This window comes from Streptomyces angustmyceticus (genome assembly GCF_040701845.1).
GTDB lineage: Bacteria > Actinomycetota > Actinomycetes > Streptomycetales > Streptomycetaceae > Streptomyces > Streptomyces angustmyceticus_A.
Window position 1 is genome coordinate 17,102 of the sequence record NZ_JBFBHQ010000020.1, and the last position, 20,184, is coordinate 37,285.

At 70.8% G+C, this 20,184-nt stretch carries 20 protein-coding genes; 8 read left to right on the forward strand and 12 right to left on the reverse strand.

Features of this window, described 5'->3' with window-relative positions; all coding sequences use genetic code 11:
* Positions 1-39: 39 nt before the first annotated feature.
* The 6 genes from AB0411_RS28705 to AB0411_RS28730 all read left to right on the forward strand — a co-directional run bounded on the left by AB0411_RS28705 (position 40) and on the right by AB0411_RS28730 (position 6,476).
* Complete coding sequence (locus AB0411_RS28705; RefSeq protein WP_366420188.1) at positions 40-1,458, forward strand: DUF6177 family protein; 1,419 nt, start codon at positions 40-42, stop codon at positions 1,456-1,458.
* Between the two features lie 191 nt (positions 1,459-1,649).
* Positions 1,650-1,982 carry a hypothetical protein gene (locus tag AB0411_RS28710; protein WP_093642562.1) on the forward strand — a complete coding sequence of 111 codons (333 nt, stop codon included), beginning with the start codon at positions 1,650-1,652 and terminating at the stop codon, positions 1,980-1,982.
* Between the two features lie 48 nt (positions 1,983-2,030).
* A complete protein-coding gene (locus AB0411_RS28715) occupies positions 2,031-2,342 on the forward strand; it encodes a pore-forming ESAT-6 family protein (protein WP_366420189.1) in 312 nt (103 codons plus the stop codon).
* A 125-nt stretch (positions 2,343-2,467) separates the two neighbouring features.
* Complete coding sequence (locus AB0411_RS28720) at positions 2,468-2,923, forward strand: DUF6507 family protein (RefSeq protein ID WP_366420190.1); 456 nt, start codon at positions 2,468-2,470, stop codon at positions 2,921-2,923.
* Positions 2,920-5,505: a hypothetical protein gene (locus AB0411_RS28725; RefSeq protein ID WP_366420191.1), complete on the forward strand. Its 2,586-nt coding sequence runs from the start codon at positions 2,920-2,922 to the stop codon at positions 5,503-5,505. Before AB0411_RS28720 ends, AB0411_RS28725 begins: the two co-directional genes overlap by 4 nt.
* Entirely contained in the window at positions 5,502-6,476 is a 975-nt protein-coding gene (locus AB0411_RS28730; RefSeq protein ID WP_366420192.1) for a hypothetical protein, read from the forward strand. The genes AB0411_RS28725 and AB0411_RS28730 overlap by 4 nt, the downstream gene beginning before the upstream one ends.
* 292 nt (positions 6,477-6,768) lie before the next feature.
* Here the strand turns inward: AB0411_RS28730 and AB0411_RS28735 are convergent, their stop codons facing one another.
* A complete protein-coding gene (locus AB0411_RS28735; RefSeq protein ID WP_366420193.1) occupies positions 6,769-6,912 on the reverse strand; it encodes a hypothetical protein in 144 nt (47 codons plus the stop codon).
* Positions 6,913-7,177: 265 nt separating this feature from the next.
* The gene (locus AB0411_RS28740) at positions 7,178-8,584 is read right to left on the reverse strand and encodes a peptidase C39 family protein (RefSeq protein WP_366420194.1); all 1,407 of its coding nucleotides are present in this window, start codon (positions 8,582-8,584) and stop codon (positions 7,178-7,180) included.
* Positions 8,585-8,790: 206 nt separating this feature from the next.
* Here AB0411_RS28740 and AB0411_RS28745 point away from each other — a divergent pair, with 206 nt between their 5' ends.
* Both AB0411_RS28745 and AB0411_RS28750 read left to right on the forward strand, forming a co-directional pair.
* Entirely contained in the window at positions 8,791-9,375 is a 585-nt protein-coding gene (locus AB0411_RS28745) for a uridine kinase family protein (RefSeq protein WP_366420195.1), read from the forward strand.
* A 478-nt stretch (positions 9,376-9,853) separates the two neighbouring features.
* Positions 9,854-11,749, forward strand: a complete 1,896-nt coding sequence (locus AB0411_RS28750) for an AAA family ATPase (RefSeq protein ID WP_366420196.1) — start codon at positions 9,854-9,856, stop codon at positions 11,747-11,749.
* Positions 11,750-11,898: 149 nt separating this feature from the next.
* On the opposite strand, the gene AB0411_RS28755 is transcribed toward AB0411_RS28750, so the two are convergent.
* The 10 genes from AB0411_RS28755 to AB0411_RS28800 form a co-directional block, all read right to left on the reverse strand.
* A complete protein-coding gene (locus tag AB0411_RS28755) occupies positions 11,899-12,375 on the reverse strand; it encodes a GNAT family N-acetyltransferase (protein WP_366420197.1) in 477 nt (158 codons plus the stop codon).
* A gap of 148 nt (positions 12,376-12,523) precedes the next feature.
* Positions 12,524-13,654 (reverse strand): hemolysin family protein, encoded by a 1,131-nt coding sequence (locus AB0411_RS28760; protein ID WP_366420198.1) that lies wholly within the window; start codon positions 13,652-13,654, stop codon positions 12,524-12,526.
* The gene (locus AB0411_RS28765; RefSeq protein ID WP_366420199.1) at positions 13,651-15,024 is read right to left on the reverse strand and encodes a hemolysin family protein; all 1,374 of its coding nucleotides are present in this window, start codon (positions 15,022-15,024) and stop codon (positions 13,651-13,653) included. The genes AB0411_RS28760 and AB0411_RS28765 overlap by 4 nt, the downstream gene beginning before the upstream one ends.
* Positions 15,025-15,198: 174 nt before the next feature.
* Positions 15,199-15,651 carry a PH domain-containing protein gene (locus AB0411_RS28770; protein WP_366420200.1) on the reverse strand — a complete coding sequence of 151 codons (453 nt, stop codon included), beginning with the start codon at positions 15,649-15,651 and terminating at the stop codon, positions 15,199-15,201.
* A 70-nt stretch (positions 15,652-15,721) separates the two neighbouring features.
* Positions 15,722-16,570: an ATP phosphoribosyltransferase gene (hisG, locus tag AB0411_RS28775; RefSeq protein ID WP_366420201.1), complete on the reverse strand. Its 849-nt coding sequence runs from the start codon at positions 16,568-16,570 to the stop codon at positions 15,722-15,724.
* 52 nt (positions 16,571-16,622) lie between these two features.
* Positions 16,623-16,895, reverse strand: coding sequence for a phosphoribosyl-ATP diphosphatase (locus AB0411_RS28780; protein ID WP_086720687.1), 273 nt, complete (start codon positions 16,893-16,895; stop codon positions 16,623-16,625).
* An 81-nt stretch (positions 16,896-16,976) separates the two neighbouring features.
* On the reverse strand, positions 16,977-17,462 hold the full coding sequence (gene ribH / locus AB0411_RS28785) for a 6,7-dimethyl-8-ribityllumazine synthase (protein ID WP_086720683.1): 486 nt from the start codon (positions 17,460-17,462) through the stop codon (positions 16,977-16,979).
* Positions 17,463-17,537: 75 nt separating this feature from the next.
* Positions 17,538-18,902 carry a bifunctional 3,4-dihydroxy-2-butanone-4-phosphate synthase/GTP cyclohydrolase II gene (locus AB0411_RS28790; RefSeq protein ID WP_366420202.1) on the reverse strand — a complete coding sequence of 455 codons (1,365 nt, stop codon included), beginning with the start codon at positions 18,900-18,902 and terminating at the stop codon, positions 17,538-17,540.
* On the reverse strand, positions 18,899-19,552 hold the full coding sequence (locus AB0411_RS28795) for a nicotinamide mononucleotide transporter family protein (protein WP_366420203.1): 654 nt from the start codon (positions 19,550-19,552) through the stop codon (positions 18,899-18,901). The genes AB0411_RS28790 and AB0411_RS28795 overlap by 4 nt, the downstream gene beginning before the upstream one ends.
* On the reverse strand, positions 19,549-20,184 hold the full coding sequence (locus tag AB0411_RS28800) for a riboflavin synthase (RefSeq protein ID WP_366420204.1): 636 nt from the start codon (positions 20,182-20,184) through the stop codon (positions 19,549-19,551). The genes AB0411_RS28795 and AB0411_RS28800 overlap by 4 nt, the downstream gene beginning before the upstream one ends.

The following is a 20,184-nucleotide window of genomic DNA, read 5'->3' on the forward strand; positions in this document are numbered from 1 at the left end:
GGCAGCCATGCCCCGAACGCCGAAGGACCGGACGACCACATGACCAAGGACGTCATCGCCCTCACCCCACGCATGCCCGACCCGTGGGCCATGCTCGCGGGCCTGCTCTCCGGAGGCCCCGACAAGCTGGTGGACACGGCGGGCGAGGGCGCCGTCGTGCGACTGTGCGACGAGCAGGGACGCCCTCTCGTCTCCGTCGAAGCACCGCTGCTCATACAGGTCGCGGGTGAGGCCGAGCGGCTGCTCGGAGCCAGCCCGCCACCACTTCCGTACTGGTGGACAGAGGCCCGCGCCACCACCGGTGTGGAAGAAGCCGAGCGGCTCGCGGGCACCTTCGCGGCCCGGCTGGCCGCTTTGGCCGACGGATCCGCCTGGCCCCCTGAAGCCGCGCGGTCCCTGGCCGTGGTGAAGACCGAAGGCGTGAGCGTTGCGCCCACGCCCGCCGCCGGCCGGCCCGCGGTCGACGTCCTGACCGACAAGGTCGCCGTCGTCATCCAGGACCGCCCGGTGGTCGCCATGACGGCCTGGCTCCAGGACGCGTTCCAGACAGCCGCCGACGCGGAGCTGGGCCTCCAGGTCGTCACCCCGCCGGGAACCACGCTTTCCCCCGCCGTTCGCGCCGGCCTGAGCAACTGGCCCTCCCGCTGGGTCGTGCGCGACGAGCGGGACGGCTACTACGACGGACAGTCCGGAGCCGTCCTGCGCTGGCAGGACGACATGTTCCAACCGGTAGCGGCAGCGGACGCGACCGCCGACGACCCACGCACCCCGGTAGCCGCCTCCTACCAGGAGGTCACCGACACCGGCGAGCAGCAGTTGGCCATCACCTTCCGCACGGTCCACCCCGCGGACGAACGTCTGGTCCTCGGCGGTGCGCTGGAGTCGATATGGCGCGAACTCACCGGCGAGTCCCCGGCGGGGTGGGGAACCGCGGAGCCCGCCAACCTCCCATGGTCCCCGCGCCAGATGACCGACCTCGCCTACGAGCGGGCGCCCGAGCCGACCTGGTTCGTGGTGGTCGGCAGCCCGGACCGGCCGGGCCTGGCCACGGTGCGCATCAGCCGGACGAAGGCGGGCGTGGAGGAGTACGTCACGCTGATGTTCGGCTACGGTCCCGACGAGGAGCCGCCGGTGGCCTCCCTGCCCAGGGCCGCGGAGGTGCTCGCCACCCGCCACCGCCTCCTGTCGATGCTCGTCCAGATCCGCAAAGCCCGACGGGACTTGGCGGTGCCGCCCCGCTTCGAGGGACCCGGCGTCCCAGTGGCCTTCGTGCTCGGCGCGGACGAGGTCCGCCAGATGCCCGGCGACCGCGCCCGGCACACCCCTTTGGCCCAGCCGCCTGTCCCCCTCGGCCCGAAGACCCGCCCCGCGATGTACTACCCGCTGCCCGGAGACCCGTTGGACCTGTCGGGCTGGCAGGACTTCGAGCGTCTGATGCGGCATCTGAAAGGCGAGTGAGAGCACCTGGCCGGCGCGTGGACCTCCTCCCGGCCGAACACGTTGCAGGCATGGGTAGGCGGGTGCGCCCCCAGCTGTTTTGAGCCGTTGTCAGACCTTGGCCATAGCATCGGGATTGCGGATTGCACCAATGACTTCGCAATTGATAGGCATGACCGCACATACGATCGTCAAATCTGGCGGGGGGCCTGATGAAGTTCGACATGGGGGCGCAGACGCTCTCGACCCTGAGGTCGAAGTCGCAGGGGTCGAGCACGGAACTGGGAACGTTGATCCACCAACTCGTGCAAGCAGCACAGCCGTTGGAGGGCAAGTTCAACGGATCGGGCAAGGCGGCCTTCGACTCGTTCAAGTCGCGCGCAGACGAGATCACGGCGTCGTTGAACAGTGCGCTGGCCGCGATCGTGGGCGGTCAGTCGGGCATGGAGACGGCCTTCGGCTCCGGTGACCAGGAGCAGGCCGACAACGCCCGGTCGCAGATGTCGGCGGCGAACTTCGACGCGGCCCGATTCTCGGGCCGCTGACAACCCGATCGCGGCTCAAGTACTCAGATCTCAGGGGGAGTGATTGTGATGGCTGCCGGCATGGACCGTCGTTCGTACGACTCGGGTGCGTCCGCGGAGGCGCAGGGCAACATCCAGGCGGTGATCGCGCGCCTGGAGCAGGTGATCGTGGCGCGTGATGCGCAGGTCAAGGCGGCGATGTCGGATTTCGCCGCGGACGGTGTCGCGGAGGAGTACCACGGCAAGGAACTGCGCTGGAACCGCGCCTCGCAGGAGGTCAGGAGCATCATCCAGCTGCTGAAGACGACGCTGGAGAAGAACGACGGCACCGCGCACCAGACGCTCGCACGCGCGAAGGCCGCGGTCGACAACATCGGCTGAGCCGGCCTCAGCGCATCGACAGACAAGGCGATCCGTCGGAGCGCACCGACGGATCGCCGACCACGGGGGCGTCGCCGCGCGAGTCGCGGCGACGGGGCAAGAAGTATGTACGCAGGGGGGCGTTCATGGCGTCATGGGACATCCAGCCACAGGGAGTGCAGGGCCAGTTGAAGGTCGTCGGCACGCATGCCGAAGACCTGGGGAAAGTCCTCAACACACTGCTCTCGGACATCCAGGAAGCGGCTCAGGCGGCGGGTACGGCCGTGCCGGGCACGCAGGCCCGAACGCCGCTGTCGCCCGGGCCGTGGGCGCCGGCGAACAAGCCGTTGGGACCGGCGGCCACCCCCCTGTTCACGCAGACGGCGACGGGGCCGGTCGCCGCGGCTCTGGTCGAGTACGTGACGAAGCGCAAGCCGCACATGAAGGGCATGGCCGATCGCTGCCAAGCGGCCGTTCTGGGCGCTGCCAAAGCCACCAATGAGTACGTCCAGGGCGATCTGGAGGCGGCCAAGAACGCACAGAGCGCAGCCCATGGGGTGCGTCTGGACGCTCTCAAGGACTTCGGGGGGAAGAAGAAGTGAGCGGCGGACCGGTCGACCCGGCCGATGTACCGGTCTTCACCGGTGATCTGGACGTCCTGGAAGCCAAGACGAAGGCGCTGTCGCATGGCGGCTCCAAGGTCCGAACCGCCGGCTCGGATGTCCACAAGTCCTTCGGCGGACTGGCCGCCTTCTACAAGGCGCCCGAGGCGGAGCAGCTGTTCGGCGTCACCAAGCCGGTGGAGCGCACGGCACACGACCTGAGTGACGACATGCATGTCATCGCCGGGGCTCTGGGCACCTACGCCCGCGAGATCAGGCCGCTGATCCACCGGCTGGAGCAGCTCAAGCGGGAAGCCGCCGATTTCCGCGACAACGAGGCCGCCGAAGACGACTGGAGCGAGGACGGCGACCTGACCGACGAGAACCTCAACCGCCGCAACAAGATCGCCGAGGTCTGGGCCGCGTTCCAGGAAGCCGAACGCGACTGCCACGCCAAGATCGTCGCGCTGGTGGGCGGCAAGGCACTCCACACGATCGACGCCTCCCACAAGAAGGGATACGGCTACGACGCCGAAGCCCTCAAGGCGTCCAAGAGCCTGCCCTGGGGCGACGCGGTCGAGGAGTCCGTTCCCTGGTGGCAGGTGTGGGAGCACGCCTACGACTTCGGCAAGGGCTTCATCGTCGACGGCGTGGGGGGCACCATCGACGGCATCTACACCCTCTTCGGCGGGCACGGCGGGGAGGCCGCCGGAGAGGCGTGGGCCGGTCTGGCCAAACTCTCCACCGCAGTGGCGATCACCACCACGCCCGGTCTGAACGTCGCCTACTGGATGACGCCGGGGAAGATGCTCCCCTCCTGGCTGCGGGACTCCCGTACCGCGGTGCTGGACACCGGCAAGGCTCTCGTGGCCTGGGACCAGTGGGAATCGAACGGCTCCCGGGCCGCCGGCGCGGTCACCTTCAACATCGTGACCGCCATCTTCACCCGCGGTGGCGGTGCCGCCGTGCAGGGCGCGGGCAAGGCGGGCGCCCTCGCCAAGGGTCTGTCCGTCGTCAGCAAGGTGGGCAGCGCCGTCGACCCGATGACCTACGTCATCAAGGGCGCAGGCGCGGGCCTGTCCAAGGTCGGCGACATGGTGGCCCACCTCAAGGGCCTCGGCCACGTCGAGACCCCGAAGATCTCCGAGGGCGCCTACAGCCTGCCCGAAGGCGCCGTCGAGATGCCGGACGGCACGATCCAACTGCCCAAGGACGCCGCCATCCCAGAAGGAGCAACCAAGCTCCCGGACGGCAGAATCGAGCTGCCGAAGGGCACGGTCACCTTCCCGCCAGGGACGGTAAAGGACCCATTCACCGGCAAGTACATGGACCCCAAAACCGACCTCTACAACGAGGACGGCAGCCTCTTCCAACGCGCCGAGGACGCCCACCAGGAGAAGCCCGCCACACCCACCGCAGGCGCGGACAACCCACGGATCGAGACCCCGGCCCACCAGGAACAGCGGGTCCCGGCCGGCGTCGGCGGACGGGGCGACGACTTCACCCGCGCCGGCTCGGAAGTCTCCGACCCGGCCCGCGCCGGCGACAACGCGGGCCACGGCAGCGCCAAGCCAGACGACAACGGCCGCGTCGGCGACCACAGTGCCCTGGGCGGCAACGCGGGCAATCACACGCCCACCAACAGTCACACCGAACCATCCCCCTCGGGTGGGGCGCACGCCTCGGACACTACGCCAACCGGGCCCGAACACAGCTCCGGCGACAGGCAGGGGGTCCCACACCAGAGTGATCACGACGGACAGTCTGGCGGCCATGATCGGCCGAGCTCGTCTGACGCCTCATTCGGTAACGGCGGCGGCTCGGACAGCGGCGGCGCCGGTCAGATCGGCCTGCGCGACGAAGGCTTGCAAGTACCTGCTGAGCACGTCCCCGGCGAGGCTTCCGAGTCGATGATGCCCATGCAGCGCGGCGGTGAGCTGGAGCAGCGTTTGCGCGAAGCGATCAAGGGGCTCCCAGGCGCCACGCGCCCCAAGCCGAATGTTCTCGAACTGGCGCTCACCCGCCTGGCCGAGAATCCGCGCGGCCACGCGGTGGCCGACGTCATTGCTTCCGGGCGGTTCAACCGCAGTGAGAATTTCTCCCAGGTGGTGTCGAGTCTCGGGGCGAAAAAGATCGGAATGGTCGAGCCCGGCGTCGACCAGATCATCTTCGCCGACGACCTGTGCAAGAGCGGGGTACCTGCCGAGTCGATCAACTTCGAGGTGAAGAACGCGGCTGGCGGAGATATCGACGTGCATGTGCGTGCCGAGAACGGCGAGGTGTACGGGTACCAGATGAAGCGCCTGAACGAACCTCTCGACCCGGTGGGTGAGATCATGCGTGGGAAGTACCTCGGCCAGCTGGCCAAGTCCGACGTCGACCACCGCATCATGTTTGTGGACGGCCAAGGTAGCGTCGCCCAGTGGATGGAGAACGGCTCCTTCCAGGCGCTCATGGACGTTCACCGAGTCGGCCGCAACGGCAACGGCCTCGGTGCCGGGACGACGTTCGTCATCAGGCTCGACGACGGCTCACTTGTGATACCTCCCGGAGCAAAGACAGACCCTAAGGACATACTGTGATTACTACTGAGCCGGTGGGCGAATGGTTCTGGGATGTCACGGTGGACGTCTCCGACCGGCGTGGTGCCGCGAACGCCCTGGAACTCTTCACCGCCGTTCATGCGCAGATGGTCCACCATGAGATCGCCGCAGGATGGGGGCAGACGACGCTTTCCCTTGCTCCTCGCGATGCCGTCGCGCAGCCGCTGCTCACCTGGCAGGGCTCCTCCCTAGTCGGCCAGGCGGCTGCGGTGGACCACGTCGGGCTGGTCGCAGGGCGCCTGCTGTCTGTGCAGAGCAATGTTCCCGGAGTTTGGTTCGAGTCCGGCGCTGGCCATCGGGCTGAGAAGCTGTTTTCGTTGGGCTTGGATGCGTGGGGTGAGGGCGGCGGCATGGTCACCTTGTCGACGTTCTCAGACGCATGGCTGACACTCGACCTACGCGAGCGCGCGCAGCCCGCAGTGCACGCGGAGAATGCGCCACGTCTTGCAGCGGTCCTACGGGGGATGTCCGAGGTTCTCGGAAGCGCGCCCGATCCCGGTGATCCCACCCGGCATGCCCGCCCCACGGCCACGGGTTTTGAGGACCTGTCCGAAGAGGGCGCCGACTATGACGACTCGTGGGGGACGTTCGAAGTCCCGGCGCGCTGGCAGAAGCTGATGAGGCTACTGCCGGATGGATATGCGGAGCAAGGCTACGAGAGCTGGACCGACGGCCCCGTCCGGTACGTGAAGGTGCTGAGCCGAGACCGGGTGATGGGCTACCTCTGGGCCGGCACGGCCGAAGATGCGGCGGGCTATGAGCCGCGGACCGCGGCGGGCGAGGCCGCCTTCGAGGAGGGCGTCCCATGGCTGCTGCGCTTCGCGAAGGCGCGTCAGGCCGGGGTGCCACCTCTGGCCGCGCTCCGGGAAGTGGCTGGGTCCCCCGGGGTGTCCGAGCAGCACGACATCGACTCGCTCGACATGCTGCAGGAGTACTCCGGCCGGCACTGAGCCGCCGGGTAAGCGGCCAGCGAGGCTCTCCGGCAGAGCGACGCTTCCAAGACGGTTGCCTCGCCGTATATCTAAGCAATGCGGCTGGTTCTGGGAGCTCGAGGAGGTGACGGCGCCGGGGCTGGAATCGACTCTCCCATATTCATCGAATATTGCCAGCCTCCAAGTAGCTGAACCCAGTGGAAGGCGCAAGACGTGACAGAGGAAAGCGAACCGAATCTCCAAGGATGGATTGAGGAGGGGCGCCGAAAACATAATTGACGTAGCGGACATGCTCGGTGTGCCTCCTGTCTCAGAGTTTGCCAGCCTCGGCAACGTCGCTCGCGAAGACCATGTCCTCCAGACGGCCGGGGAAGTTCTCACGGCAGTAGCGCGGGTCGTCCTCCAGTACGCGAACCATCTCTTTGGCGGCCTGCTTCAGATCTTCCAGGGCCACTTCTGGGAACGGAGCCCGCGTCCGCCGCTATGTCGGCTGCAGTAGCAGGGCCTCCTTTGCCGCTACGTCGATCCACTCGGGCATGCGCAACCGTTCGACACGCCTCTCGCGAGTAACGGTGTCCCCATCCACGAGGTTTCGCGGTGGATGGGCCACAGCTCCATCAAGATCACGGTGGACCGGTACGGCTGCCTCGCCCTCGGCGGCAGTGAGCGCTGCCGTCAGGTCCGTCAGGTCCTCGGGGCCACCGTCGGGGTGCGCCTGCTCAGCGGATGCCCAGCTCGGCCAGTAGCCGTCGCTGCGTGGGTGCCGGGCTCGACGGGAAGTAGAGGTAGCAGACGCCTCCCGAACCGCCCACGACCTTGCCGTCGGCGTTCTTCCTCTTCGTGCGCAGCCAGATGTTCTCGAATTGCCGGCGCTTGTAGATGCGCCGGACCGCGGCGTTGTCCGGGGAGGCCGGGTCGTTGGCGATGATGTCGCCGTTCTTGGTGAAGCCGACGACGGTCATCAGGTGGCCGGCGGTGCCGTAGCCCGCGCCGTCGAGTTCGGTCTTCAGGAAGGACTGGGACGTGATGACGGGGATGCCCGCGTGGACGAGGCGTTCGGCGTCCGTGAGGGAGGACAGGCGGGTGACGATGCCCTGCAGGTCCCGGTAGGTGGCGGCGTAGGCGGCGTTGAAGGGCCAGTTGCCGCAGCCGTCGTACTGGTAGTCGAAGGTGTAGCGGGCGGCGTGGCAGACCTGGGGGTCGGCGTAGGCGGGGTTGACCCAGGACAGCTGCTGCTGGGTGGGCTTGCGGCCCCAGTATTCGACGATCATCTGGGAGGAGGTGGGGCTGCACCAGGCCTCGCCGCCGTTGTCGTACTCCGGGTACTGGCCCTTGTGGATCTCCTGCGAGTAGCGCGGGACGGTCAGCTCGCGGCCGACGAGGCCGGGCGCGGACGCCGGTACCTCGAAGCGGTCGGGGATGTCCGAGCCCATGGCGCCCAGCCGCCAGACGGTGGGGGTGAGGGTGCCGCCGGGCTTGCGGTAGAGCGTGACACGGAGCTCGTAGGAGGTCAGGCGGAGGCCGGTCGCCGGGGTGTCGATGGCGAAGGTGTCGGTCGAGATGCTGCTCTTGCCGTCCTTCTGGTCGTCGACAGAGGTGCGCCGGATGTCGGCGTCGCTGTCGCCGGAGGTCCAGCGGCCCATGACGTACCAGGGGGTGCGGCTGCCGTCGGTGTAGGTGCCGCGCAGTTCGACGGCGATCCATGTGCCGGGCGGGGTGTGCGCGTTCCAGGAGGCGATGACCTCGGTGGCCGGGACCCGGAGGCGGTGGACCGGGGAGGTCCAGGTGGCGTACTCCCAGGGGGCGGTCCTGCCGGTGTGCGGATCCTTGTACGCGAAGGTGCCGGCCGGGCGGGCGAGGCGGATGCCGGGCCGGGGGCCGTGCGCGAGGGCGGTACCCCGGGCGTGGCCCGTGGTCCAGTCGGCGGCGGTGGTCCAGGCGTGATAGTCCACGAGGCTCTTCGATCGGCGCACGGGGGCGTCGGGGGTGCGGGCGACGGCCGGGGCGGTGGTGGCCGCGGCGGATCTGCGGGAGGCGTCGGCGGCCTGCGCCGAGGGGGTGGCGGCACCCGCCGCGGCGGCGAGCGCGGCGGCCAGGACGGTGCGCCGGGGCGCGGAGCTGGTCATGGTGGTGGTCCCCCAGTCGGATGCGTACGAGTGGGTGCGGAAGGTCGGGCCGGGGCCGCGGGCGGGCACGGGCGGGTCAGCAGTGGCTCAACTATTCCCGTTCCCGGCCCGCTTCGGAAGGCGCTGCGAGGCGCGTCGCCCGACGAATATTGGTGTGGACCACTGGCGCGGCCAAGGCGCCGGGTCCCCGCACGTACGCTGGCGCGATGGATCATGATCTGGCTTCGCTCGCCACCCGGCTGCACGCCCTGCCCCCGTCGTGCGGGCCGGTGCGGCTGATCGCGGTGGACGGGCACGCGGGGTCGGGCAAGAGCACGTTCGCCGGGCGGCTGGCCGGGGAGCTGGGCGGTGCGCCGGTGGTGCACACCGACGATCTCGCCACCCACGAAGAGCTGTTCGCCTGGAGCGGGCGGTTCGCCGACCAGATCCTCCGGCCGCTGTCCCGGGGCGGGACGGCACGCTACGGCGTCTACGACTGGGTGCGCGGGGAGTTCACCGAGGAGCGCGAGCTGGCACCCGCGCCGCTGGTGCTGGTCGAGGGCGTGGGCGCGGGCCGGCGGGCGCTGCGCCCGTATCTGGCGGCCCTGTTGTGGATGGAACTGGCGAGCGAGCACTCCTGGGGCAGGGGACGCCTCCGGGACGGGCCGGGGCTCGCCACGTTCTGGAGTGGCTGGATTCCGGCGGAGCGCGCGCACTTCGCAGCGGATCCTTCGCGTCCGTATGCCGACTTCCTGGTGCACCAGACGCAGGTGGGGTACGAGGTGCTCATGGGACCGTCCGGGGCGCCCTGACCGGCCCGATATCTCACGCTCCGTAGCGGACGGCGGCCGACGGGTCGAACGGCGCCGACAGGGTCCCGCCGAGTGCCCCAACTCGGCTTGACCTGGGGGGCGTACAGGACTTACGTTCTCAATGTGCGGTTCTACGGGACCGCCCGCAGATGCGAAGCCCCCGGTTGTTCCCCCGTGATCGGGGGCTTCGTTCTGTGCAAAACCATCTCTTATCGCCGCGCGGCGCCGTCCCTCCCTTACCCTGGGTCACCGCATTCTTCGCGCCGCCGCGCCGCGCACCGCCGGTCGCTCTTGCCCCGCACCGCCCTCTACGACCTGCACCGATCCCGCAGGTACCATGCGAGTCTGTGCCACCGCAGGCCGGCACCGAGGTGCGCGCGGCGAAGGTCAACTCCCGCCCGTCGTACGCCGGTTCGCCGGGCCGCGGCCGGGCACGCGCCCGGCGGTACTCGGGGGACGTTTTGTGTGGGGGGACGGGATGGATGTCGGCACTCAGGGTTCGCCCGCCCCGGCCGAACTCGCCTGGCTGCGCGCGGTCGACGCCTACACCGTGGGCGCCTATCCGCAGGCGGAGGAGGAGTTCCGGGCCGCGGTACGACTCGATCCGTCGATGGCCGACGCCTGGCTCGGCCTGCACGCACTGCGCGCCGACACCTCCATCGCGCTGCTGAGGATGCACCGGCACCGCGACCGCTTCGGCGAGATGCGCGCCCGCCACCGACGCACCCTCAACTCCTGGTACTGGCTGGGCTGGTGGGTGCAGCCGGTGCTGGAGACCGGCCGCGACCTGCTGCTGGCCCACGCCTCCCACTGGCTCGACGGCCGCCATGTCGCCGAGCTGGACCAGGCGCTGGCCGGCTGCCCGCCGGTCGACACCGACCCCCAGGTGCGCTTCCTGCACGCCTGCCGCGCCTACCTCGTCAAGGACTGGGACCAGCTCGTCCGGCACACCGAGCCGCTGCTCGGCGATCCGGTGCTGGGCATCGAGGCGGGGCTGTTCGGCGGGATGGCGCGGGTGCGGCTGGAGATGTACGGACAGGCCGAGCCGCTGCTGTCGGCCGCGTTGATGCGCTGCCGCAGCGAGCAGCCGCAGCGCAAGGAGCTGCGCTACTGGCTCGCCCGCGCCCACGAGGGCACCGGCCGCAGCGCCGCGGCCCTGCCCCTCTACCGCGCGGTGCACCGCGTCGACCCGGCGTTCATGGACACCGCGGCCCGCCTCGCCGCCATCGCGGAGGGAGACGGCCTGGACGAGGACGCCGACCTCGCGACGGTCTCCGCCTCCGGCCTCGGCCAGGAGGCCGCCGCCGATCTGGCCCCGCTCGACCCGGTCGACGGCCGGGATCTGCTGGTGACCGGCGATCCGGAGGGACCGGACGGGGAAGTCGGCGGCATTCCGGCGGGGAGCGGCGCCCCGGCCCGGGTCAAGGCGACCGCACCGGTGCCGCGCGGCGCCGAGCGGCTGCCCGCCGGGCCCGCCGATCCGGTGCTGCTGGAGAAGGCGCTGGCGGAACTGGAGCGGATGGTCGGCATGGAGCCGGTCAAACGGCAGGTGCGGGCGCTGTCGGCCCAGCTGCGCATGGCCCGGCTGCGGGCGAGCCAGGGGCTGCCGGTGCAGCCGCCGAAACGACACTTCGTCTTCTCCGGCCCGTCCGGCACCGGCAAGACGACCGTGGCACGGATACTCGGGCGGGTCTTCTACGCCCTGGGGCTGCTGGGCGGCGACCATCTCGTGGAGGCCCAACGCTCCGATCTCGTCGGCGAGTTCCTCGGCCAGACCGCCGTCAAGGCCAACGAACTGATCGACTCGGCGCTGGGCGGAGTGCTGTTCGTCGACGAGGCGTACAGCCTGTCCAACTCCGGCTACAGCAAGGGCGACGCCTACGGCGACGAGGCGCTGCAGGTGCTGCTCAAGCGCGCCGAGGACAACCGCGACCGGCTCGTGGTCATCCTGGCCGGCTATCCGGAGGGCATGGACCGGCTGCTGGCCGCCAACCCCGGCCTGTCCTCCCGCTTCACCAGCCGCGTCGACTTCCCCAGCTACCGGCCGCTGGAACTGACCGCGATCGGCGAGGTGCTGGCCGCCGAGAACGGCGACCGCTGGGACGAGGAGTCCCGCGACGAGCTGTGCAGCATCAGCGGCCACGTCGTCGACCAGGGCTGGATCGACGAACTCGGCAACGGCCGTTTCCTGCGCACCCTCTACGAGAAGAGCTGCGCCTACCGCGATCTGCGGCTCTCCACCTGGCGCGGCACCCCCACCCGCGACGACCTCGCCACCCTCCGCCTGCCCGACCTGATGCAGGCCTACGGCGAGGTCCTCTCCGGCCGCGGCCCGGACATCCAGGGGCCGCCGCCGAAGGGGCTGGATCTCTAGGGGCTGGATCTCTAGGGACTGGACCCGCGGGGGCCGGATCCGCGGGACCCGCCGGGTGATCCGGTGAGCGCCCCGCCGTGCGGCGCTCCGGCCCGGACCTCCGCGGCTGGTCGGAGCCGCTGGTCGGAGCCGCTGGTCGGAGCGGCTGGTCAGAGCTCCTGTTCGAGCTTGCTGTTCAGGGGCCTGAAGCCACGGGCCCGGTAGAAGGAACGGGCACCGTCGTTGAAGTCCCAGACGTCGGTGACCAGTCGCCGGCAGCCGGCGGCGCGCCCGAGGGCCCGCACTCCGTCCAGCAGCGCCGAGCCGACGCCGCGGCGCGAGGCGCCCGGGGCCACGGCGATCTGCTGAAGCGAGAGGAACGTCTCCGGCAGGACGAGCGTGCCGCCCTCCCGTCTGACGACTCGGGCCATGGCGTATCCCAGGGCTTCGCCGTCGGGCGTCTCGGCGATGAGGAAGGTCACGTCCGGTTCCGACAGCCACGTGGTCAGGAGCGCTTCGAGGGCGCCGGGCGACGGCTCGCCGACGAAGAGGTCGGGCCGGTGGCGGGCATGCGCGTCGTGGACGACCGCGTGGAGCGTCGCCAGTACCGCGAGGTCGTCCGTCGAGGCGGCGCGGAGGGTCAGCATGTCCGCATCCTGCGCGCTCCCGACCTGCCCGCGCCACGGAATTTCGCGGGCAGGCGGGAGCGGGATGCCCAGGGGCACCGGGCCCCAGGAACCCCTGGGTCCCGGGCCCCCTGGCCCGGCGGCGCCGGACCCGGCACGAGCACCCCGCTCAGCGCGCCATCGCCCGGTCCTCGGACGGGAGGGCGGCCTCCTCGCGGGGCTCGCTGACCCGGTTGCGGGCGGTGGCCCTGCGGCCCCGGGTGGCGGGGGCGCGGTGGTGGGCCGGATCGCGGACCTCGCCGACGAGCATCTCCAGGACGTCCTCCAGGGCGACCAGGCCGAGCACCCGGCCGGTCGCGTCGGCGACCGCCGCCAGATGGGAGGCGGCGCGGCGCATGGCCGTGAGGGCGTCGTCCAGGGGCAGCTCGGCGCGCAGCGTCGTCATCGCATGCCAGATGCGCTGGGGCACCGCGCGGTCGCGTTCCTCCAGGTCGAGGACGTCCTTGACGTGCAGATAGCCCATGTACGCGCCGCCGGGCGCACACACCGGGAAGCGGGAGTAGCCGGTCCGTACGGTCAGTTCCTCCACCTGGCGGGGCGTCACGGTCGGTTCGACGGTGACCAGGGCCGCCCGGTCGAGGAGGACCTCGGTGACGGGCCGGCTGCCCAGTTCCAGCACGTCGGAGAGCTGTTCCTGCTCGGCCGGGTCGAGCAGGCCGGCCTGGACCGAGTCCTCGACGAGATGGTTCAGCTGCTCACTGGTGAAGACCGCCTCGACCTCGTCCTTCGGCTCCACGCGGAAGAGCCGCAGCACCCCGCGGGCGCAGGCGCCGAGCAGCGCGGTGACCGGGCGGCACAGCCGGGCGAAGGCGACGAGCCCCGGGCTGAACCACAGGGCGGTCTTCTCGGGGGCCGCCATCGCCAGGTTCTTGGGGACCATCTCGCCGATGACGAGGTGGAGGAAGACCACCACCGCCAGGGCGATGACGTAGCCGAGCGGGTGGACCAGGGCGGCGGGCAGGTGGACCGCCTCGAAGACCGGTTCCAGGAGGTGGGCGACGGTGGGCTCGGCGACCGCACCGAGCGTCAGGGAGCAGACGGTGATGCCGAACTGGGCGGCGGCCATCATCTGCGGGAGGTTCTCCAGGCCGTGCAGCACCTGCCGGGCACGGGTGGAGCCTTCGGTCGCCAGCGGTTCGATCTGGCTGCGGCGCACCGAGACCAGGGCGAACTCGGCGCCGACGAAGAAGCCGTTGGCGAGGACGAGCAGGACCGCGAAGAGCAGCTGGACCAGAGTCATCGGGCCACCTCCGCGACCGCCGCGAGGGCCTCACGGGGTGCCTCGGGCGCGGGCGGCACCGTGACGGTGGCGGTCCGGACGATCCTTATCCGCTCGGCGCGGTGGTGCGACACCAGGCGCACCCGCAGCCGCCAGCCGTCGAGTTCCGCGATGTCGCCGGGGGCTGGGATCCGGCCGAGTATGTGTGCCACCAGTCCTGCCACCGTCTCGTACGGCCCTTCCGGGGCCTCCAGGCCGATCTTGCGCAGGGTGTCGACCCGGCAGCCGCCGTCGGCGTCCCAGGTGGGGCGGCCCTCCTCGGGTGGGGCCTGACCCAGTTCGGGCAGGTCCACCCCGTCGTGCTCGTCGCGGACCTCGCCGACGAGCTCCTCGATGATGTCCTCCAGGGTGACCACCCCGGCCGTGCCGCCGTACTCGTCGACGACCACCGCTATCGGCTGTTCGCTGCGCAGCCGCTCCAGCAGGGTCTGCACCGGCAGGGTCTCGGGCACCAGCAGCGGCGGTACCGCGATCCGGCCCGCGGGGATGCGCAGCCGGTCGTGCGCCGGAACGGCCAGCGCGTCCTTGAGGTGCACCATGCCGACGACCTCGTCGATACGGGTGTGGTAGACGGGGAAGCGGGAGAGGCCGGTGGCGCGGGTCAGGTTCACCACGTCCTCGGCGGTCGCGGACGCCTGCAGGGCACTCACCCGAACGCGCGGCGTCATGACGTTCTCCGCGGTCAGGTCGCCCAGCGAGAGGGTGCGGACGAACAGGTCGGCGGTGTCCTGCTCCAGGGCGCCCGCGCGGGCGGAGTGCCGGGCGAGCGAGACCAGTTCGCCGGGGGTGCGGGCGGAGGCCAGCTCGTCGGTCGGCTCCACGCCCAGGGCGCGCACCAGTCGGTTGGCGACGGTGTTCAGCAGGGTGATCACCGGGCGGAAGAAGCGGGAGAAGGCCCGCTGGGGGCCGGCGACCACGCGGGCGACGGGCAGCGGCTTGGAGACCGCCCAGTTCTTCGGCACGAGTTCGCCGACGACCATCTGGACCGCGGAGGCCAGCAGCATGCCGATGACGACGGCGGTGCCGGGGACCGCGCCCCGGGGCAGGCCGGTGGCGGCCAGCGGGCCGGACAGCAGCTCGGCCAGCGCGGGTTCGGCGAGCATGCCGACCACCAAGGAGGTGATCGTGATGCCCAGTTGGGTGCCGGAGAGCTGGAAGGAGAGTTCCCGCAGGGCGGAGACGACGGTGAGGGCGCGGCGGTCGCCGTCGGTCGCGGCCCGTTCGGCGTCCGCCTTCTCGACGGTGACGAGTCCGAACTCGGCAGCGACGAAGAAACCGTTGGCCAGGATCAGGACGAGAGCCGCGGCGAGCAGCAGCAGGGGGCCGGTCATGCCGCCGCCTCCGTGGTATGCGGGGGTTGGGGAGGGGCGGCGCAGGTACTACAGGACGATCCGTCCATTGCCGGAGGGAGTCACTCCTCGGGTCGGTGTGGGCCCACTGAGGGGCGGGGCGCAGGGTGCGCCCCGGAGAACAGAGTAAACAGCGCGGCCCTGATTAGGGCAGGCTCAACCGGCCGTGTGGTCGACAGCACCGTGCTTCTCGGTGAGGTCGCGCAGCGCACGGGCGTCCCGGATGGCCTGGTCCCTGGCGATTCCGGGCTGGATGCCCATGGCGGGCAGGCTGGTGCCGTCGGCGAGGTCGAGGTGGACCCAGGGGTCGCCTTCGCGGAGGTTGACGCGCAGGACCTGGGCCCAGGCCAGTTCACGACGGGTGGTGAGGTTGACCACCGTGACGCCCTCCTGCCGCGCCACCACCTTGGGGCGGCTGAGCAGCAGGAGGACGGCGAGCACCAGCAGTCCGGTGACCACGAAGCTGAGCCGCTCGCCGCCGGTCAGCTTCGGCAGCAGCAGCGCGATCACGGTGAGGGCGGCGAGCTGGGCGGCGCCGACGGCGTAGAGGACGACCCGGGTGCGGGTCGGCCGGAACGTCACCGGGAGGCTGGGCAGGGGCGCGGACACGTCGTCGGGTCTTCCGTCGTGGGTGCAGCGGTGCGTACGGGGGTCAGGGGCTGCCGGGGCCGGAACCGGGTCACAGTCGGCAGGCGTGGATGCCGGTGGTCAGGATCGCGCGGGCGCCGAGGTCGTAGAGCTCGTCCATGATGCGCTGGGCGTCCTTGGACGGGACCATCGAGCGGACCGCGACCCAGCCCTCGTGGTGCAGCGGGGAGACGGTCGGCGACTCCAGGCCCGGGGTGAGGCCGACGGCCTTCTCCACGTGCTCGACCCGGATGTCGTAGTCCATCATCACGTAGCGGCGGGCCACCAGGACGCCCTGCATCCGGCGCAGGAACTGGCGCACCTTGGGGTCGTCGTCCGGCGCGCCGGTGCCGCGGATGACCACGGCCTCGGACTTGAGGATCGGCTCGCCGATGATCTCCAGCCCGGCGTTGCGCAGGGTGGTGCCGGTCTCCACGACGTCCGCGATGATCTCGGCGACGCCGAGCTGGATGGCGGTCTCCACGGCGCCGTCGAGGTGGACGACGGAGGCGTCCACGCCGTTGTCGAGGAGGTGCTGCCGGACCAGGCCGGAGAACGAAGTGGCGATCGTCATGCCGCCGAACTCGCTGACGTCCTTGGCGGTACCCGGGCGGGTGGCGTAGCGGAAGGTCGAGCCGGCGAAGCCGAGCTGGAGGATCTCCTCGGCCGGCGAGCCGGAGTCCAGCAGCAGGTCACGGCCGGTGATGCCGATGTCGAGCTTGCCGGATCCGACGTAGACCGCGATGTCGCGCGGGCGCAGGAAGAAGAACTCGACCTCGTTCTCGGCGTCGACGAGGACCAGTTCCCTGCGGTCCTTGCGCTGGCGGTAGCCGGCCTCATGGAGCATCGCCGACGCAGGCTCGGACAGTGAACCCTTGTTGGGGACAGCGATGCGCAGCATGAGAGCGAGTTCCTTTGCACTGAGGGGTGTTGCGGAGGGTGCGGGTGAGGGATCAGAGGTGGGCGTAGACGTCGTCGAGGGAGATGCCCTTGGCGACCATCATGACCTGGAGGTGGTAGAGGAGCTGGGAGATCTCCTCGGCGGCGGCCTCGTCGGATTCGTACTCGGCGGCCATCCAGACCTCGGCGGCCTCCTCGACGACCTTCTTGCCGATCGTATGGACGCCGGCCTGCACCAGCTCGGCGGTCCGGGAGGTGGCGGGGTCGCCCGTGGCGGCCTTCTGCTGGAGCTCGGAGAAGAGCTCCTCGAACGTCTTCTTGGACATGATGGTGACCACCCTACGCGGTGATGCCGCTCCGGCGTGCAGCGCCTCGGCCGACAGGGGAGGCGGGCGACGGGCGGGCGATCAGCGCCAGGGCTCGGACACGGTCCGCAGCGTCGCGGCGGTGGCGACGGCGGCGGTGACGGCCTCGTGGCCCTTGTCCTCGGTGGAGCCTTCGAGGCCGGCGCGGTCGAGCGCCTGCTGCTCGGTGTCGCAGGTCAGCACGCCGAAGCCGACCGGGACGCCGGTGTCCACCGACACCTGGGTCAGGCCCTGGGTGACGCCCTGGCAGACGTAGTCGAAGTGCGGGGTGCCGCCCTTGATGACCACGCCGAGGGCGACCACCGCGTCATAGCCGCGGCCGGCCAGCACCTTGGCGACGACCGGCAGCTCGAAGGCGCCGGGGACCCGCAGCAGGGTGGGCTCGTCGATGCCGAGCTCGGTCAGGGCGCGCAGTGCGCCGTCCACCAGGCCGTTCATGACCTGCTCGTGCCATTGCGCCGCGATGACGGCCACCCGCAGGTCGCCACAGTTCTTCACGGTCAGTTCGGGTGCGCCCTTGCCGCTCACGGTTCTCCTCTTACGGGTGTTGATGCTGGTCCGACGGTGATGGTGCCGGGTGGTGGCGTGGTGCCGGGTGGGTGGCTACTGGTTGTCGCAGGTGGTGGCGGCGGGAGGCGTGGCGCCGCCCGCTTTGGTGCGCGGGGTCTCCCCCGTCCTGGCGCCTTCGAAGGGCGGGGGGACGGTGGCCGCGGGGTCCAGCCAGGGCAGGTCGTGCCCCATCCGGTCCCGCTTGGTCCGCAGATACCGCAGGTTGTGCTCACCGGCCTTGACGGGCATCGGCTCGCGGCCGGTGACGTGCAGGCCGTACCGCACCAGGGCGGAGGTCTTCTCGGGGTTGTTGGTCATCAGGCGCAGCGAGCGCACCCCGAGGTCCTGGAGCATCTGCGCGCCCGCGGCGTAGTCGCGGGAGTCGGCCGGCAGGCCCAGTTCGAGGTTGGCGTCGAGGGTGTCGCGGCCGCGTTCCTGGAGTTCGTAGGCGCGCAGCTTGGACAACAGCCCGATGCCGCGCCCCTCGTGGCCGCGGAGGTAGATCACCACGCCCCGGCCGGCCTCGGCGATCCGCTGCAGGGAGGCCTCCAGTTGGGGGCCGCAGTCGCAGCGCAGGGAGTGGAAGATGTCCCCGGTCAGGCATTCGGAGTGGACCCTGACCAGGACGTCCTCGCCGTCGCCGAGGTCGCCGGCGACCAGCGCGATGTGCTCGACGCCGTCGGCGGTGGAGCGGTAGCCGTAGGCGGTGAACTCGCCGTGGGCGGTGGGCAGCCGGGTCTCGGCCTCGCGGCGGACGGTGGGCTCGGAGGACTGCCGGTAGGCGATCAGGTCCTCGATGGAGATGATCGACAGTCCGTGCTTGCGGGCGAACGGCACCAGCTCCGGCAGCCGCAGCATCGTGCCGTCCTCGCCCGCGATCTCCACGATGGCGGCGGCCGGGCGCAGTCCGGCCAGCCGGGCGAGGTCGACGCCGGCCTCGGTGTGGCCGTTGCGGACCAGCACGCCGCCGGGCCGGGCGCGCAGCGGGAAGATGTGGCCGGGCCGGACGAAGTCGTCGGCGGCCGATTCCCCGGAGGCGAGCAGCCGCAGGGTGGTGGCGCGGTCGGCGGCGGAGATGCCGGTGGTCACGCCGTGCGCCGCGGTGGCGTCGACGGAGACGGTGAAGGCGGTCCCCATCGACTCGGTGTTGTGCTCGACCATCTGCGGGAGCTCCAGCCGGTCCAGCTCCGTGCCCTCCATGGGGGCGCAGATCAGTCCGCGGCACTCGCTCATCATGAAGGCGACGATCTCGGGGGTGGCCTTCTCCGCGGCGACCACCAGGTCGCCCTCGTTCTCGCGGTCCTCGTCGTCCACGACCACGACGGGGCGGCCCGCGGCGATGTCGGCGATGGCCTGCTCGACGGGGTCCAGCGCCAGGGCCTCGGCCTCGGCGTCGTACCAGCTCTGCACTGCGGTCATGCCGCTGCTCCTTCCAGGACGGTGCGATCGGCGGCGCGCGAGCGCAGCCACCAGTCGCGCATGCCCCACACGACGAGGGCGAGATAGACGACGTAGACGAGACCGGAGAAGGCGAGGCCGCTGCTGAAGGCGAGCGGGACGCCGACCAGGTCGACCAGCAGCCAGGCGCACCAGAACTCGACCAGTCCGCGGGCCTGGGCGACCATCGCGGCGAGCGTGCCGACGAAGATGTAGGCGTCCGGCCAGGGGTTCCAGGACAGCTGCGGGAGCAGGGTGAACAGGGTGCCGACGGCCGCGGTGCCCACGGCGGTGCCGCCCAGCAGCAGGCCGCGCTCGCGCCAGCCGGCGAAGCGGACGGCGATGGAGCCGTCCTGCGCCTGTTTGCGGCCGCGCTGCCACTGCCGCCAGCCCCACAACGCCACGCCGATGACGAGGAGTTGCTTGCCGACGCCGCCGCTGAGGTGGGCGGAGGCATAGGCGGCGACGAGGATCAGGCCGGAGAGGAACTGGGCGGGCCAGGTCCAGATCGAGCGCCGCCAGCCGAGTGCCAGGGCGGCCAGACCGATGGTGTTGCCGATCATGTCCGACCAGATGACGTGTTGCCCGAAGGCCGTGAAGGCCTGGCCGTTCAGCGTGTCGAGGACGCTCACCGGTCCATCTCCTTGATTTCGTCCAGGTCTCCGCGGTCGGCGGAACCCCGGCCGAGCAGCCGCTCGACGTACTTGGCGAGGACGTCGACCTCGAGGTTGACGGGGTCGCCGGCCTTCTTGATGCCCAGGGTGGTCAGGGCGAGGGTGGTGGGGATGAGGCTGATGGTGAAGTAGTCGTCGGCGGCCTCGACGACGGTGAGGCTGACACCGTCGACGGTGATGGAGCCCTTCTCGACGACATAGCGGGACAGCGCGGCCGGCAGCGCGACCTTGACGATCTCCCAGTGCTCCGCGGGGGTGCGGTCGACGATGGTGCCGGTGCCGTCGACATGGCCCTGGACGAGGTGCCCGCCCAGCCGCCCGCCGAGCGCCATCGGGCGCTCCAGGTTGACCCGCGAGCCGGCGGCCAGCGCACCGAGGCTGGAGCGGTTGAGGGTCTCGGCCATCACATCGGCGGTGAATTCACCGTCGGCGGTGTCCACGACGGTCAGACAGACACCGTTGACGGCGATCGAGTCGCCGTGCTTGGCATCGTCGGTGACGACGGGGCCGCGCAGTCGGAAGCGGGAGCTGTCGCCGAGGTCCTCGACGGCGACGACCTCGCCCAGTTCTTCGACGATTCCGGTGAACAC

Excerpts from the sequence above, each read along its gene's own strand:
- AB0411_RS28705 (WP_366420188.1), top strand. The coding sequence starts at position 40 with ATGACCAAGGACGTCATCGCCCTCACCCCACGCATGCCCGACCCGTGG.
- AB0411_RS28755 (WP_366420197.1), bottom strand. The coding sequence starts at position 12,375 with ATGCTGACCCTCCGCGCCGCCTCGACGGACGACCTCGCGGTACTGGCG.
- AB0411_RS28740 (WP_366420194.1), bottom strand. The coding sequence starts at position 8,584 with ATGACCAGCTCCGCGCCCCGGCGCACCGTCCTGGCCGCCGCGCTCGCC.
- hisG (WP_366420201.1), bottom strand. The coding sequence starts at position 16,570 with ATGCTGCGCATCGCTGTCCCCAACAAGGGTTCACTGTCCGAGCCTGCG.
- AB0411_RS28760 (WP_366420198.1), bottom strand. The coding sequence starts at position 13,654 with ATGACTCTGGTCCAGCTGCTCTTCGCGGTCCTGCTCGTCCTCGCCAAC.
- AB0411_RS28715 (WP_366420189.1), top strand. The coding sequence starts at position 2,031 with ATGGCTGCCGGCATGGACCGTCGTTCGTACGACTCGGGTGCGTCCGCG.
- AB0411_RS28745 (WP_366420195.1), top strand. The coding sequence starts at position 8,791 with ATGGATCATGATCTGGCTTCGCTCGCCACCCGGCTGCACGCCCTGCCC.
- AB0411_RS28750 (WP_366420196.1), top strand. The coding sequence starts at position 9,854 with ATGGATGTCGGCACTCAGGGTTCGCCCGCCCCGGCCGAACTCGCCTGG.
- AB0411_RS28790 (WP_366420202.1), bottom strand. The coding sequence starts at position 18,902 with ATGACCGCAGTGCAGAGCTGGTACGACGCCGAGGCCGAGGCCCTGGCG.
- AB0411_RS28710 (WP_093642562.1), top strand. The coding sequence starts at position 1,650 with ATGAAGTTCGACATGGGGGCGCAGACGCTCTCGACCCTGAGGTCGAAG.
- AB0411_RS28720 (WP_366420190.1), top strand. The coding sequence starts at position 2,468 with ATGGCGTCATGGGACATCCAGCCACAGGGAGTGCAGGGCCAGTTGAAG.
- AB0411_RS28765 (WP_366420199.1), bottom strand. The coding sequence starts at position 15,024 with ATGACCGGCCCCCTGCTGCTGCTCGCCGCGGCTCTCGTCCTGATCCTG.
- AB0411_RS28780 (WP_086720687.1), bottom strand. The coding sequence starts at position 16,895 with ATGTCCAAGAAGACGTTCGAGGAGCTCTTCTCCGAGCTCCAGCAGAAG.